The sequence below is a fragment of the Candidatus Nitrosacidococcus tergens genome (assembly GCF_902810445.1).
GTDB classification, from domain to species: Bacteria; Pseudomonadota; Gammaproteobacteria; order Nitrosococcales; family Nitrosococcaceae; genus Nitrosacidococcus; species Nitrosacidococcus tergens.
Map to the genome: position 1 here is coordinate 610204 of NZ_LR778175.1, position 14117 is coordinate 624320.

13 protein-coding genes are annotated in these 14117 nt (G+C 35.7%); 6 read left to right on the plus strand and 7 right to left on the minus strand.

All coding sequences use genetic code 11. From position 1 onward, the window contains the following. Positions 1-52 precede the first annotated feature (52 nt). The gene (locus NSCAC_RS03025; protein WP_197744947.1) at positions 53-460 is read left to right on the plus strand and encodes a DUF4870 domain-containing protein; all 408 of its coding nucleotides are present in this window, start codon (positions 53-55) and stop codon (positions 458-460) included. Here NSCAC_RS03025 and NSCAC_RS03030 read toward each other — a convergent pair. Genes NSCAC_RS03030 through NSCAC_RS03040 form a run of 3 tightly spaced genes read right to left on the minus strand, consistent with a single transcriptional unit; the run spans position 443 to position 6446 of the window. After that, positions 443-3592: an efflux RND transporter permease subunit gene (locus NSCAC_RS03030; protein WP_197744948.1), complete on the minus strand. Its 3150-nt coding sequence runs from the start codon at positions 3590-3592 to the stop codon at positions 443-445. The genes NSCAC_RS03025 and NSCAC_RS03030 overlap by 18 nt on opposite strands. Positions 3593-3606: 14 nt before the next feature. Beyond that, positions 3607-5130 carry an efflux RND transporter periplasmic adaptor subunit gene (locus tag NSCAC_RS03035; protein ID WP_197744949.1) on the minus strand — a complete coding sequence of 508 codons (1524 nt, stop codon included), beginning with the start codon at positions 5128-5130 and terminating at the stop codon, positions 3607-3609. A gap of 20 nt (positions 5131-5150) precedes the next feature. After that, positions 5151-6446, minus strand: coding sequence for a TolC family protein (locus NSCAC_RS03040; RefSeq protein WP_197744950.1), 1296 nt, complete (start codon positions 6444-6446; stop codon positions 5151-5153). 202 nt (positions 6447-6648) lie between these two features. Between NSCAC_RS03040 and NSCAC_RS03045 the strand changes: the two genes are divergently transcribed. From NSCAC_RS03045 to NSCAC_RS03055, 3 genes are all read left to right on the plus strand, one after another. Then, the gene (locus NSCAC_RS03045; RefSeq protein WP_197744951.1) at positions 6649-7767 is read left to right on the plus strand and encodes a PepSY-associated TM helix domain-containing protein; all 1119 of its coding nucleotides are present in this window, start codon (positions 6649-6651) and stop codon (positions 7765-7767) included. Between the two features lie 306 nt (positions 7768-8073). Further along, the gene (locus NSCAC_RS03050) at positions 8074-9096 is read left to right on the plus strand and encodes a ChuX/HutX family heme-like substrate-binding protein (RefSeq protein ID WP_197744952.1); all 1023 of its coding nucleotides are present in this window, start codon (positions 8074-8076) and stop codon (positions 9094-9096) included. A 7-nt stretch (positions 9097-9103) separates the two neighbouring features. Continuing rightward, positions 9104-9760, plus strand: a complete 657-nt coding sequence (locus NSCAC_RS03055; protein WP_197744953.1) for a class I SAM-dependent methyltransferase — start codon at positions 9104-9106, stop codon at positions 9758-9760. A gap of 2 nt (positions 9761-9762) precedes the next feature. Here the strand turns inward: NSCAC_RS03055 and NSCAC_RS03060 are convergent, their stop codons facing one another. Both NSCAC_RS03060 and NSCAC_RS03065 read right to left on the minus strand, forming a co-directional pair. Continuing rightward, the gene (locus tag NSCAC_RS03060) at positions 9763-10122 is read right to left on the minus strand and encodes a DUF1523 family protein (RefSeq protein WP_197744954.1); all 360 of its coding nucleotides are present in this window, start codon (positions 10120-10122) and stop codon (positions 9763-9765) included. Positions 10123-10204: 82 nt separating this feature from the next. Continuing rightward, the gene (locus NSCAC_RS03065; protein WP_197744955.1) at positions 10205-11044 is read right to left on the minus strand and encodes an arylamine N-acetyltransferase family protein; all 840 of its coding nucleotides are present in this window, start codon (positions 11042-11044) and stop codon (positions 10205-10207) included. 331 nt (positions 11045-11375) lie between these two features. Between NSCAC_RS03065 and NSCAC_RS03070 the strand changes: the two genes are divergently transcribed. Continuing rightward, positions 11376-11609, plus strand: coding sequence for a hypothetical protein (locus NSCAC_RS03070; RefSeq protein WP_197744956.1), 234 nt, complete (start codon positions 11376-11378; stop codon positions 11607-11609). A 75-nt stretch (positions 11610-11684) separates the two neighbouring features. On the opposite strand, the gene NSCAC_RS03075 is transcribed toward NSCAC_RS03070, so the two are convergent. Then, entirely contained in the window at positions 11685-12065 is a 381-nt protein-coding gene (locus NSCAC_RS03075) for a hypothetical protein (RefSeq protein ID WP_197744957.1), read from the minus strand. A gap of 168 nt (positions 12066-12233) precedes the next feature. Between NSCAC_RS03075 and NSCAC_RS03080 the strand changes: the two genes are divergently transcribed. Next, on the plus strand, positions 12234-13025 hold the full coding sequence (locus tag NSCAC_RS03080) for a tetratricopeptide repeat protein (RefSeq protein ID WP_197744958.1): 792 nt from the start codon (positions 12234-12236) through the stop codon (positions 13023-13025). On the opposite strand, the gene metA is transcribed toward NSCAC_RS03080, so the two are convergent. Beyond that, positions 13015-14103, minus strand: coding sequence for a homoserine O-succinyltransferase MetA (metA, locus tag NSCAC_RS03085; protein ID WP_197744959.1), 1089 nt, complete (start codon positions 14101-14103; stop codon positions 13015-13017). The two genes, NSCAC_RS03080 and metA, sit on opposite strands and share 11 nt — an antisense overlap. Positions 14104-14117: the final 14 nt, after the last annotated feature.

Sequence of the window (14117 nt, forward strand, 5' to 3'; positions counted from 1 at the left end):
TAATGGTAAGTATTTTAAATTATAAATAGATTAGCTAGTAGGTAATACTACTATGGACAATATAAGTTTGACTGTGAGTAATAACATGCCAAATGCTGAGGAGCGATTATGGGCAACTTTAGCTCATTTGTCTTCATTTCTTGGCGGATTACTTACGAGTCCTACCGCAGGGTGGGGTTGTTTTGTAGGTCCTTTGATCGTATGGCTGATAAAGCGTAATACCATGCCCTTTGTAGATGATCAAGGGAAAGAAGCTTTTAACTTTAACATTACTTTAGGTATTTTTTCTTTAGCCTTATTTTTACTCGTTACCATCACTTTTGGTTTAGGTTTGATTATTGCGGTACCTTTGTGGGTAATGCTGGCAATTTATTGGTTAGTCTTTACTATTATTGCCTCTTTTAAAGCCAATCAAGGAGAGCAATATCGCTATCCTCTAACTTTAAGAATTTTTCACTGAGTTTTTTATTTCTTGCCCTTTCCAAATAGAAAAAATTGCAGGAAATACAACCAATACTGTTAAAAAAGAAACGATAACGCCACCTATCATGGGAGCAGCAATCCGTTGCATTACTTCAGATCCGGTGCCTTCGGTATACATAATAGGAACAAGTCCTATAAAAAGAGCAAAACCAGTCATAAGTTTAGGTCTAAGCCGCTTTGCCGCTCCATCTACGATTGCATCAATGAGATCAGTCCAGTTATTTAACTTTCCTTTATCTCTATAATTTTGATAAGAAATATTAAGATAGAGCATCATTAGCATTCCTAGCTCAATGGCTAAACCTGCCGAGGCGATCATGCCTATGACTATTGCTACACTTAATTTGTAGTGAAGCCAAACAAGCATACTTATACTGCCTAGTAAAGAGAAAGGTAAAATCATCATAATAATAGATGTTTCTATTAAAGATTTTCTATGGAGATAAAGCATAAAGAAAATAATTGCAAGGGTAAGGGGTACAAGTAGGACAAGACTTTTCTTAGCATGGGTATAGTGCTCAAATTGACCTGCCCATACTAAATGATAGCCAATAGGGATAGATACACTATTGCTAATAACTTCTTTAGCTTTTTCTACATAATCTATAATGCCAATATCATCTGCTACATTTATCGTAATAGTGTTAACTAGCTGGGCGTTTTCACTATAAATAGTTGCTGGTCCAGTGCGAAATTGAATATCTGCCACTTGGGAAATAGGAATTTGGGATTCATTTGAGGTATTAACTAGGGTTCTTTGCAGAGCTTGGAGATGATCTCGGTACGATCGTTCATAGCGTACTAAAATATTGTATCGCTCACGACCTTCTACCGTTTGGGAAACTACTTTACCGCCAATACCAGTAGTAATCACACTTTCCACGTCAGCTACATTGAGTCCAAAGCGAGCTGCCTTAACCCGATCAATATCAAAGTCTATAAAATAACCCCCAGTAGCTTGCTCTGCAAAAGCATTACGAGTATAAGGCTGAATACGAGAATCGGTTTTTAAAGCTTGCTCAATTTCAGTAGTAATTTGCTGAATCATGTTTAAATCAGAGCCAAAAACCTTAATACCAAGTGGGGAGCGAATTCCCGTAGTAAGCATTTCAATTCTCGTTTGAATAGGCATCCACCAAATATTAGCCATCCCAGGAAATACCATAGCTTGATCCATTTTTTGAATTAGCTTATCCCAAGTCATTCCTTGTGGCCACTGATCTTGGGGTTTTAATTGAATGTTAATTTCAAACATAGAAAGAGGAGCAGAATCTGTAGGACTAGTAGATCGTCCTGTCTTTCCAAATACTTGCTCTACTTCTGGAAATTGACTAAGCATTCGATCCATAGTTTGTAGGGTTTGGGTAGCTACCTGCATAGACATCCCTGGTACTGAGGTGGGCATATATAAAATAGCCCCTTCATTTAAAGGAGGCATAAACTCTGTATCTAGGGATTGAGATAAAGGCACAATAGCAATTAAGCTAATCCCAGCGATACTTATGATTATCCATCTTAGTTTCACTATCTCCCGGACGATAAAGGCATAGCCTGTGATCAGCCATTGGTTTAACCAATCCTGCTTGCTAGGAATATATCCTTTTATTACTAATACCGCTAAAGCTGGAATAAGGGTAATAGATAATAGTGCAGCGAAAAACATGGCATAGCTTTTAGTAAAAGCTAAGGGCTTAAAAAGCCGTCCTTCCATTCCTTGAAGAGCAAAAATAGGAGTAAAGGAAACGGTAATAATAAGTAGGGCAAAAAAAATACTTGGGCCTACTTCCTGCAGAGCATCAATAATCACTTGTGTACGTGTTGCGTTTTTTTCAGCACTACCTTGCCATTGGCCCAAATGACGATGTACATTCTCAATCATAGCAATCGCACCATCTACCATGGCCCCAATAGCTACCGCAATCCCTCCTAAAGACATGATATTAGCAGTGAGATTTTGATAATACATAGGAATAAACCCTAGTAATACCGCAATAGGTAGGGTAATGATCACCACTAATGCAGAAGGTGCATGGAGTAAAAAAACAATAATTACTAGCGAGACAATAGCTATCTCTTTCATTAAGGTATGGTTTAAGGTATTTACTGCTCGATTAATCAGCTCAGATCGATCATAGACAGGAACAATTTCAATCCCTTTAGGTAAATTTTTTTTAAATTCCTCTATTTTTTGTTTTATTCCTTCAATCACATGAAGCGCGTTTTCCCCATAACGCATAATGACAATGCCACCTACAGTCACGCCTTCACCGTTTAAATCCGCCTGCCCTACTTGATAGGCTGGTCCCAAATGGACTGTAGCTACTTGGTTTAAGGTAATAGGAATATTTTCTTTATCTGCCGCTAAAACTGTTTTTTTTAAATCCTCAATAGAGTGAAGATAACCTCGACCACGGATGACTTGTCGCATACCACTTATTTCAAGTACCCGTCCACCCACTTCTTGGTTTGAATCTCGTACTGCATCGATTACTCTAGTTAAGGGAATATTAAGGGCAGCTAATTTATTAGAATCAATATCCACTTGATACTCCTTTTCATAACCTCCGATAGAAGCTATTTCTGCTACCCCATTTACTGATGCAAGTACATAGCGAAGATTAAAATCTTGAATACTCCGTAGCTCTGAAAGATCGTGCATGCCACCAGTATCTCTTAATGCGTATTGATATACCCAGCCAATCCCTGTGGCGTCTGGACCAAGGGTAGGCTGTACATTTTGAGGGAGCTTTGCTTGAGCAGTATTCAGGTATTCTAATACTCGAGATCTTGCCCAATATATATCTGTATTTTCTTCAAAAATAACATAGATAAAAGAATATCCCTCCATACTTTGCCCCCGTACATAGCTGACTTTAGGAGCTGAAAGAAACAGGGCAGCAAGAGGATAGGTGATTTGATCTTCAACTAGATCTGGGCTTTGTCCTTCCCACTGGGTATAAACAATGACTTGAGTTTCAGAAAGATCAGGAAGCGCATCTAAAGAGGAATGAATAAGAGAATGATAGCCTAAGAAGGTTGCTAAGGTTATAGCTATTAGGGTAAGAAGCCAATTTTCTCCACACCAAGCAATGATTTTTTGGATCATCATATTTTAGGGAAATTTTACCAATGCTCAAGGCCTGCTTTTAATTGAGTTTCGGAGGAAATGAGAAAATTTCCAGAGCTAATTACCCTATCTCCAGTCTTTAATCCCGTTAGTATTTCAATATAATCCTTATTAGATTGACCTGTTTTTACTTCGACAGGAGCTAATTGCCCACTACCCAAATCCTTAAATACAATTCGATGATTACCAGAGAAGAGTATTGCACTTTCAGGAACAGTTAAGCGATTTCCTAAATTAGCAAGAATGTTGATCTGAGCATACATACCTGGTTTTAAGATTCCCTCAGGGTTATCTAGTATTAAGCGTGCTTTTCCTGTACGAGTCTTTTCTTGAAGATAAGGATAAACATAATCAACATAGGCTTTAAATGTTTGATTAGGTAAGTAGGGAAAGGTAATCAGCGCAGGAGTATTTTTTTGAATTAAAGGAATCTCATCTTCGTAGATTTCAGCTTCTATCCATACTTTAGAGAGATCAGCAATCCGCATTAATAGCTTACCTGCTTGCTGTGCTGTACCTTCAACAATATTTTTTTCTACTACTACACCAGAGTGAGGTGCATAGATAGAGATGTAATCATTAGGTATACCTCGTTGTACTAGAGCTTTAATTTCCTCAGGTACCATATTCCATAAAGAAAGCCGCTTGTACGCTGTATTTAATAATGTTTTAGTGGATAATTCACTGTGGTGAGCTGCTTGATGTGTCAAATCTAAATATTCTTGCTGAGCAGTGAGTAATTCAGGGCTATAAATAGTAAATAAGGGTGTGTTTTCTTCAACCGGAATGCCTACATAACTTGCATATACTTTACCTATCCAAGCATTGAATTTTAGGGTAATATCCGTGAGGGTGGTTTCATCATAAGTAACTTGCCCTAAAGCTCTGATAGTACGAATTAAACGACGATATTCAACTTTAGTTGTTTTGGCTCCAATGAGTTGACGGCGATGGTTATCTATAATAATTGCACTAGATTTTTCTTGTTTTTTTTTCATCCCTTCCATCCCTTCCATCCCTTCCATCCCTTCCATTTTATGCTTTTTTTCAGTAAGAGATGCCCCTGAAATTAAAGTAAGGCCAGCTTGGCCTGTAGTCATATCAAAGCGTAATTGAGTGTGTTCTTTTTGAGTATTAATTTCTAAGGTAAGTGGCCAATTACCTTCCATAGGAATTTTAAATGTGCCTTCATATAAACCTGGTTTAATCTCATGAACAGATATGGATATTTGCATACTTGCCATAGAGCCCATTGCCGGCATTTGGGCTTTTGCCTTAATTATGCTATGACCAATAAATTTATTTTCTTTATCTCGTTGTATCGTAATGGTTAATGTATTTTCTCCTACGATAGGAGTCTGTGGATTAAGAGCGATACCAACGAGTAGCGATCCAGAGTAATATTTTTGTAATACAGGAAGATCTATATTTATTTGGGAATGTATAAAAGAATAACCTCTCCATGCTGTTAGAGCAGCTAAGATGCCTAATACTAACAATATGGCAATATTTCTTACCATAAAATATTACGATCTAATCTTTAACGATTTGCTATCGTATTTGATACTATCAGTATAGGTAGAGGTACACCTAACCAATACTCTAGATTTGCTAAACTACGTACATAGTCTGCATCTGCACGGGCTAATTCATCAGCAGTACGTAGTTGTTCGTTTTCCGCATCAATCACTGTTGAGAATAATCCTATACCAGTACGGTAATTGGCTTGGGCTGTCTTAAAATTGCTCTCAGTAAGAGGAAGGAGCTGATTAGTATAGAGTCTAATGATTTTCTGAGATTCCTCTATCGCTGCTTGGCTAGTTTCTAGCTGACCAAGTAAGCGCTCTTTCTCATCAGTTAGTTGCCATTGAGCTCGATTAAGATCAGCCTGAGCAGCATCCAAGGCAGCTCCTCTTTTGTTACCATAATTAATGGGAAGATTAACTGCTAACCCTATATTCCACCGCTGACTAGGCTGTTCCCAAAAATTATTATAGCCAGCTATCGCTTGAAAGTCTGGGTAAAAATTCTTTTCGGCTAATCCTTTTTGTGCTTCTATTCTAGCAATCTGCGCGTAAACACGTAAAATCTCAGGATGTTGCTCACGGAAAGATAGCTGCTCAATATGCTCAGGTAGAGTTAATTTATTTAAACCATGAAGATCGACAGGAGATGGAACTAGGGTTTCTACTGGACGATTTAATAGTACATTTATTTGTGTTTGAGTCTCTCGTAATTGACGCTGTAAAGAAGCTGCTTTTACCTTAAGCCTAGCCTGTGCCATCTGTGCCTGTAAAGAATCTTTTTGTCCTGATCTGCCTACTTTATATTGGGTTTCACTAACCTGCTGTAGAGTTTTAAACAATTGTTGATGTTTTTTATTAATATCAAGTGCTTTGTGTACATAGAACCATTCAGCGTATAGAGTTTTAGCTGCAGTTGCCATTTGTAAACGTAGTACGTCCTCATCGGTTACAGCCTCATGCGCCTGTTCTTCTGCTACTTGTTTACGAAGCGCTAATTTACCCGGCCAAGGAAGAGGCTGGCTAAATTCAATTTGTTGGCTAAATCTTTGATGATTCCCTAGAGTAGCAGGTGCTGTATAGTAACTTAATGTTGGGTCATCTAAATTGCCTGCAGGAATAATACGATAGTTTGCTGCGGTCACTGCTGCTTGTTGTGCTTTGATCCCTGGGCTATAAGAAAGTACTAACTCTACAAGCTGAGTAATTGTAATATTTTGTGCTATTTTTTCCTGTGAGGCATATAAAGATTTAGTAATTACTTGACTAAGTATTATTACTAAAGCCAAGAAAATGGATTTTTTCAGTACCATAGCGTTGAAAAAATTAATCATCGGAAAAGTGGTAAAGTTGTTTTTAAGGATACTAGCTTTTATATATAAATAAAAGTAGAGTAACGATGGAAAAATAGCAAAATAGCTTGATTAGTTTTTTAGCTATTTTATAGTCTATACTGATAGTAATGATTATCATTATTAACTTTAAACTGTGTAAATATGGGAGATTCACCAATCCATGGAAAAACCGACCTATCCGGCCACATATGATCCACCCCAAAGTCAAGAAAGGGTACTTTCCCATTCCATTTCTAATCAACAACCTTTATCAAGGGTAGCCAGCAGTCAAAAAATAACAAGTATTCTTTTGAAAATACACATTTATCTAGGTACTTTATGTGCTTTATTCTTATTGATTATTGCTAGTACAGGTATTTTATTAGGTTTTTATCAGCAATTACGCTATAGCGCGTCTCCTTATAAACTTGATGCTCCAGTAAATCATCCCTTATCACCGGAAAAATTAGTAGAAAAAATTTATGAAACTTATCCTCATGCTCAGATTATTGAACTTACTTTTTCTACAGATCCATCGCATGCAGTACTTGCAAAACTTAAAAACGCAGATCATAAAAGTCAGTTAATTTTTGTTAATCCAGCGACGGGACTTATCTTTGCCTCTCAATCTGCAGATCATAAAGACTGGTTAGGTTTTATACATTCTCTACATCATGGGAAACCCTTTGGCTCAATAGGAGAAACCGTAGCTAGTGTAAATGGAATCTTGTTTTTAGTTTTGTGGATAGTGGGATTTATAGTTTGGAAACGTAACCCCATGCGTAGTTACCTTTGGCAAGGGAAATCTTGGAAAGTAAAACTGCGTAGCTTTCATCGAGGTGTTGGTCTTACTTTAGGAGGCATAGCTGCCGTAATCGCTACTTTTGGGGCACTATATCAGTTTGATTTTTTAGATCAATGGATCGATCCTGTACCTCCCGTTAAAATGGAAAAGATAGCAGTTCAACCTTTAGATTCTTTAGAATTAGAACAGATTATTGCTAAGGGACGTGCTATTTATCCCAATGCTCCTTTAGAAGAAATCGCTTTCCCAGGTAATAGTATGATGCCTTGGATGCATTGGATACAATTAGAATTTCAAGGTCGTAAGCTAGTTTATTTTCAAGGAAATGAAGTAATTGGAACTTCTTCTCCCTCTTCTCACTGGAAAAACCTATTGTATTATTTGCATACTATGGAATTTCTACATAAAGGGAGATCTTGGGTAATTGCTATTTTAGGGCTGATTACTTTAGGGCTGATTACAAGCGGTCTAGTTACTTACTGGCGTAAGCACTGATAAGCTACTTATCAATATAAGCAACAATAAGTAGTATTTCTTCCAAAAAATAAAAACTTAGCAAAAAAAGTGCCATCCTACCAAATATTCTATAAGAGATGTCTCAATACCTTATATATTTAATACAGTAAGTTCAATATATTCAACCCATTTTATGAACGGGGGAAAATATTAGATTTTTAATTTAACTAAATAATATTTGGCTAGTTTCAACAACTACAAGTATTTATTGACTTATTAAATTAAATGATTATCATTATCATTTAAAGAAAATGAAATTACTGCTGAGCTAAGAGGTCATTTAAAATGCTTACCCTAACAACTCCTACCCATCTCCAAAAAAATAGCAAAATTAACAATATAGAACCTTCCATTCAAAAACATATAAGTGAGGTGGAGTTATTAGCCGAAAAATGTGGAGGTACAGCTACTCGATTAAGTGGGCTAAAGGATTTAATTCAAGAGCTACCTAAATTAGGAAAAGTGAGAGCAGTGATAAGTAATCCGTATGCTATTCAGGGACAAACTATCCAGTACAAAGAAACTAAGTTATGGGACAATCAGGGGAGTATTCAAGGAAGCAATACTTGCCTATGTTTGTTATTAAATCACTGGCACTATGGATTTGCTATTCAAGATTGGGATAGCAATGGAAAGTTTTCTTATAGCTTGCAGTTTTTTGATCGGGATGGAGTAGGAGTATATAAGATACATTTGACTACTAAAAGCAATCAATACACTTATAAAAGTTTAGTTATACGCCATCGTAGTTCCGATCAAACCCCTCGACAATCTATTTCTCCTTTACCCAGAAAAATTCACCCTCATCAGGATGAAATCACCTCACCTCAATTACAACAATGCTGGCAGGAACTTCAAGATCTTCAAGATTTACCCAGTATTTTTCACTATTTTGGAGTAGATCAACTTAAGGGGTTACAAATTGCTGGTACTGATTTTGCGGTACCTATTACGGTGTATGGTTTACAGTATTTATTAAATTTACTACAAGAGACAAAACTTCCTGTTGTGTTTCGTACGTATAATCAAGGAGCAGTGCAAACCTACCAGGGTGAGGTACAGTACTGTGCAGCAACTGGAGGTTGCGTTACCATTTTAGATACTTACTTTTCTCTTCGAATGCGATCTTTAAAAGAAACAAAATTATGGATCATCCGTAAATTTAAAGGAAGCAATGAAATGGCAGTCATTAGCTTATATGATCGCTATGGTACACCTGTTTTTCAGATCTCTAGCCAAAATGGGTATGGGCGTACTGCAAAAAAAATCTGGCAACAGTTATTAACTACTTTAGAAAAAAAAGTGTAATACTTCTATGAGAAAACAAGATTTGATACCTAAAACTAAGGGTTCTGTCTTAAAGTGGCAGGCTTATATCTATGATCTTGAATGTACTTTAGTAGGGCTGAGCAGCAACTTTCGTCAAGCTACCTTAAATTATGCTCAACTTAACACTGGGATGAGAGTGCTAGATGTAGGCTGTGGTACAGGGGTACTTACTCGATTGGCTGCTAAGAAAGTAGGGGATATGGGTGAAATTATTGGGGTTGATCCTTCAGTACAGATGATTTCTTTAGCTCAAAAAAAATCCTTGCAACTTCAAAGTACCGCTAAATTTGAGCTAGGAGTTATTGAAGATCTTCCTTTTCTAGATTGTTCTTTTGATTTAGTACTCTCTAGCTTGATGTTCCACCACTTACCTAATGATCTAAAATTAAAAGGGTTACAGGAAATATTTCGAGTGCTTAAACCAAATGGACGATTTTTAGGGGTAGATATTGGAGAGCCTAAACACTTCTTATGGTGGTCAATATTGTGGCTCTATCTTGCAATTCCAAATATTGCGACAAACATTAAAGGAAAAATACCTAATTATTTAAATCAAGCCGGATTCGAAGAAGTAGAAATTATGGGGTACTGGTTTTCCTTAATTAACTTTTGGTCTGCGAAAAAACCAGCTTTGATTCCTTAAAATTAATCCTTTTGTTTTACAACTTTTACTTTCGTTATATTCCAAAACCAAGAAAATAGATTAGATCGCCAACCATAGTAACGTATCTTTACTGGAGTTTTTTCTTGAGCTGCATAAGCAGCTAGTCCTTGAATATCTGCACTATTAAATTTTAAATGAGATAAAGAATCCTCATTTCGAAATACCATCTGTTTACTATTGTCTTGTTTAATTGCGGTAATTCGATATTGATCTTTGTTATTTGTACGTTTTACTTCAGTACTAACCACGGTAAATATAGCATTTCTCGGCCACTGATAGCTCAAAAACAAGATAGCTATAATAGCAATAAAGGAAAATAAGGCTGTTTTTAATGTATTCACTGAAGCACTCTTAAAAGTAAATATGTATTAACAAATATAAATTATAAGTAACCACTATTATTTTAAAGTATATTACAACTTTCTACGCTTTGTGATGCTCTTGATGAATAATTTGGGTCAATTTTTCATTTAACCCCGGTAAATTGTAAAGAGGAAGATCAAATATATCTTGCAATACTTCCTTAATTTCTGTAGATAAAACAAAGTATTTTCTTTCTGGATCTTTATTGAAAGCATAAGTAGTCAATCGATTATCTTTTAGTGCATAGTGACCATCGCTATATCTTCTTACTACGATAAGATGATTAGTGAATAAGGATTTTTGATGAGTTGCAGTGAACCAATTTGCCATCTCAAAATCAGAAAAATATTGAGCTGCTAAATTAAACGTATACAAAACACGCCACTGATCTTCTACTAAGGCAGATAGTGTAAATTCGTACTTATCTTGAATAAATTTATAATCTTCGTGGGTAGTTTTCTGAATACTATCTGGTTTAAGTAATAATGGCTGAGTTGGGACTAAACCACCAAACCCTACATCTACGTGAAATAGGGTGTTATCAATATCTACCACTAAAATCATATGGGTTCTAGGATTCTCGGGTATTTCTACGATGATGTTATCTCTCCAAACTCGCCCCATCACTCCTTTTACTTTAAAACCTATAATCTCTAATATCTGTTTAAAAAATAGGCTATGCTCAAAACAATAACCTCCTCGATGATCTTGTAAAAATTTTCTTTGGAGCGAATCAGAATCTAATTTTACTAGAATCCCTAAAAAAGGATTTAGATTTTCAAAAGGAATATGATGAGTATGCTGTTTTTGCAACAGAGTTAAAGTGGCTAAATCTGGCTTAGGAGCGGAGTATTCCCAGTTTATTCTCTTTAAGTAATTATTGAGAATTTCTAAACTCATTTAGATAAATAGTATTTTAAATACACAGTTAGATATTAATCTCCTTGAGAAGAAACTGGTAGAGTTTAAGATTCTGATCACTAAAACAACAAAAGATAATTTCTTAAACAGTAATCATTGCAGAAATGTCCCACACACTATTATGGGAGAAAGTAATTTCTATAGCAATTTTAGTAGCTAAATATTTTGGATAGCTATAAATCTCTATACTAATTACCCAAAAGTGTTTAAATTCTTAAGAAAGATTTAAGTTAATTTTTTACTTTCTTGCATAAGGTGTAATATTTAGTTATGTTTTCTAATAATATTTTTTAAAAAAAGAGGGAAATAAATGCGCTATAGAGAAACTTCTCCAGAAGATGTGGTAGGTATTCAAGACACCGGGGCTGATGAAGGTATCATGATGGTCACCGCTATTTACTCTTTAATAGTGGGTGTTGGGATTTGTATTTTAGGAATTAAAAAACGGGTCTTCTGGGCAGTTATTTCAGGGGCAGGTATGGCACTTGCAAGTATTGCTTATCTTATAGCAGCAACCTTAGGTTATGCTAATATCTGGCATTAAGCAGAAATTTTAAATATAGGTTTATATATCCCATGTATTCACATGGGATTTATACGCAGTTTTAAAACCCCTGACCTAATCTTCTTCTCTAAGGAATTCTTCGTCATCTATATCTAAAAAAGTATCTACTTCACTAAAATCTTCATCTTCAGAATTATTTTTCCCCTTGTCTATCGATTGGGTATTTTTAATGATTTTAGGCAGGTTAAAACTTTCTTTAGCAGCTAAATAGCTTTTCTTTAGTTCTTTAATAAGAGCTGATTCTTTTTCATCTAACTCTTTCATTTTTTTTTCGACAATTATCCGGCGATATTCTAAAATTGCTCCTCTTTTAAAATTAAATAAATAAATCGTTTCATCACTGCCTGTATGTAGCTCATAATCTAAAACAATAGGTGTACTTTTATCTCCAGAATTAAGGTATCCATACCAAAGTGCTTTATCATCTATACTCATCTTTATACCCTTTATATAATTGATTTCTAAATCCTAAGTTGTTTAATTGAAGAGTTAAAAAAATCAAGGATGATAAATGTACTTAATTTAGTTTAATTAATCTATACATAAAGTGTAAAAAATTTACTTTTTTATACCAAAAAATTCATGCAGGAGATTTCACGCTTAATGTACCAAGCAATAAAATTTGACCCCTACCAAAAGATAATATTTTTAATTTTATTTCTAAGTTTATTCTCATTTGCTCGAGCTGATGAACAAGAACCTACTTATGAGTTTAAAGAGCTTACTCCTATTGAGAAGAAAGAAGATCCTCAAATTTCAGCCCATCTTGATCTAGGTAGAAAAGCCTATAAGAGTCAAGATTACAACACAGCCCTTGAAGAGCTTAAACCTCTTGCTGAAAAGGGTAATAAAAATGCCCAGTATTATATGGGGTTAATGTATGCTAATGGACATGGGTTACCCTTAGATACTAAAAAAGCTGAACAATGGTTTGATAAATTTGCTCAACAAATTGGAATAGATGGTAAGTTTAATTTAGGAGTCATGTACTATCAAGGAAATGGGGTGCCACAAAGTTATGAAATAGCAATCAGTTGGTTTAAAAAAGCAGCTAAAGATGGAGATTATGAGGCTCAATTCAATCTTGGTTATTTTTATGAAAATGGCTATGGTGTTGAAGAAAATTCAGAAGAATCTATTAAGTGGTATCGAGAAGCAGCCAATCATGGTTTAGCACAGGCTCAAATTAAACTAGGAGAATTCTATAGCGATGGCTATGGAGTTGCTCAAAACAATGTACAGGCCTATTTTTGGCTTAATCTTGCAGCAGAGCAGGGAGATAAAGAAGCAACTGAATTTAGAGATTCCATCGCTAAAGAAATGACAAAAAAACAGATTGATGAAGCAATTGCTTTAACAAAACAATGGAAACCTGTAAGTACGCCTATGAAATAGTAGCATTTTGGTAACGCAACCCTAAAGGATCATAAGGATTTACTCCTTCTTTAAAAGGAATGCAGCGATCATGATGAGTAACCTGATAAACATTACCAATCCAATTATTTAATACAGTTTCTGCTGTGTCGTGCCACGTATTATCTAAAGGGGTTACAACCAATGATTCAGGGAAATCAGGGATAAGTGCACTATTATCTCTAGCCATGATAATTTGATCTTTATATTCTTCTAAAATCGCCTGACTTTTTAAACAAAAATAATTTTTAGGGAAAGGAGGATAATCTTCTCGTTGTTTATGAGCAAAGCGCAATACTTCTCGTTTATATTCTTTTAGCAGGCTAATACTGTCATACTCTGGATGACCTTGAAAAAATACAATTCGAAATAGATCTTCGCTGACTGCCAGATGGATTCCTCCTTCTCCACTCTCTGCTAGGATATGAATGCCTGCTTTTTTAAATTGATCCATACTAATATCATTAAATCGGGAGTGAGGTACATCAAAACGAGTGTTTGCTCCCCGAACTAAGGGGTGGTTTCGATCCACAACCTGATGAGAGAAAACACCCCAACGTTTAGCAGGCAGTCTTTGGCGTGGTTGATGATAACGAAACTCTAGCACTGCATGGGTTGCAAGACAGGAACATAAGGTAGAGGTGACATTATCATAAGCCCAATTAATAATCTTAATTAAGGGCTCCCAAAATGGTTCAAAGGAAAGTTGGGGTTGAGTAACATTAGCACCTGTAATAATTAACGCATCTAATCCTTCTTCTTGAAGTTGTTCAAAGGGTTGATAGTATTTTTTAATATATTCAGTTGTTTCTTGGCTACGGTTAATTTCCGGTAGGGTAAAAGGGTGTAAATAAAATTGAGCAATTTGATTACTCTCACCAATGAGACGAAAAAACTGCCTCTCAGTTGCAGCAAGAGCTGCATCTGGCATCATATTTAACAATCCAATATGCATTCCACGAATATCTTGGCGGATAGCCACTTCCTTGGGAATAATCGTTTCCCCTTCTTGTCTTAATCGCTCAAAAGTGGGTAAATCAGAGTTAGCAACTAAAGGCATAATAAGCTGTGTGT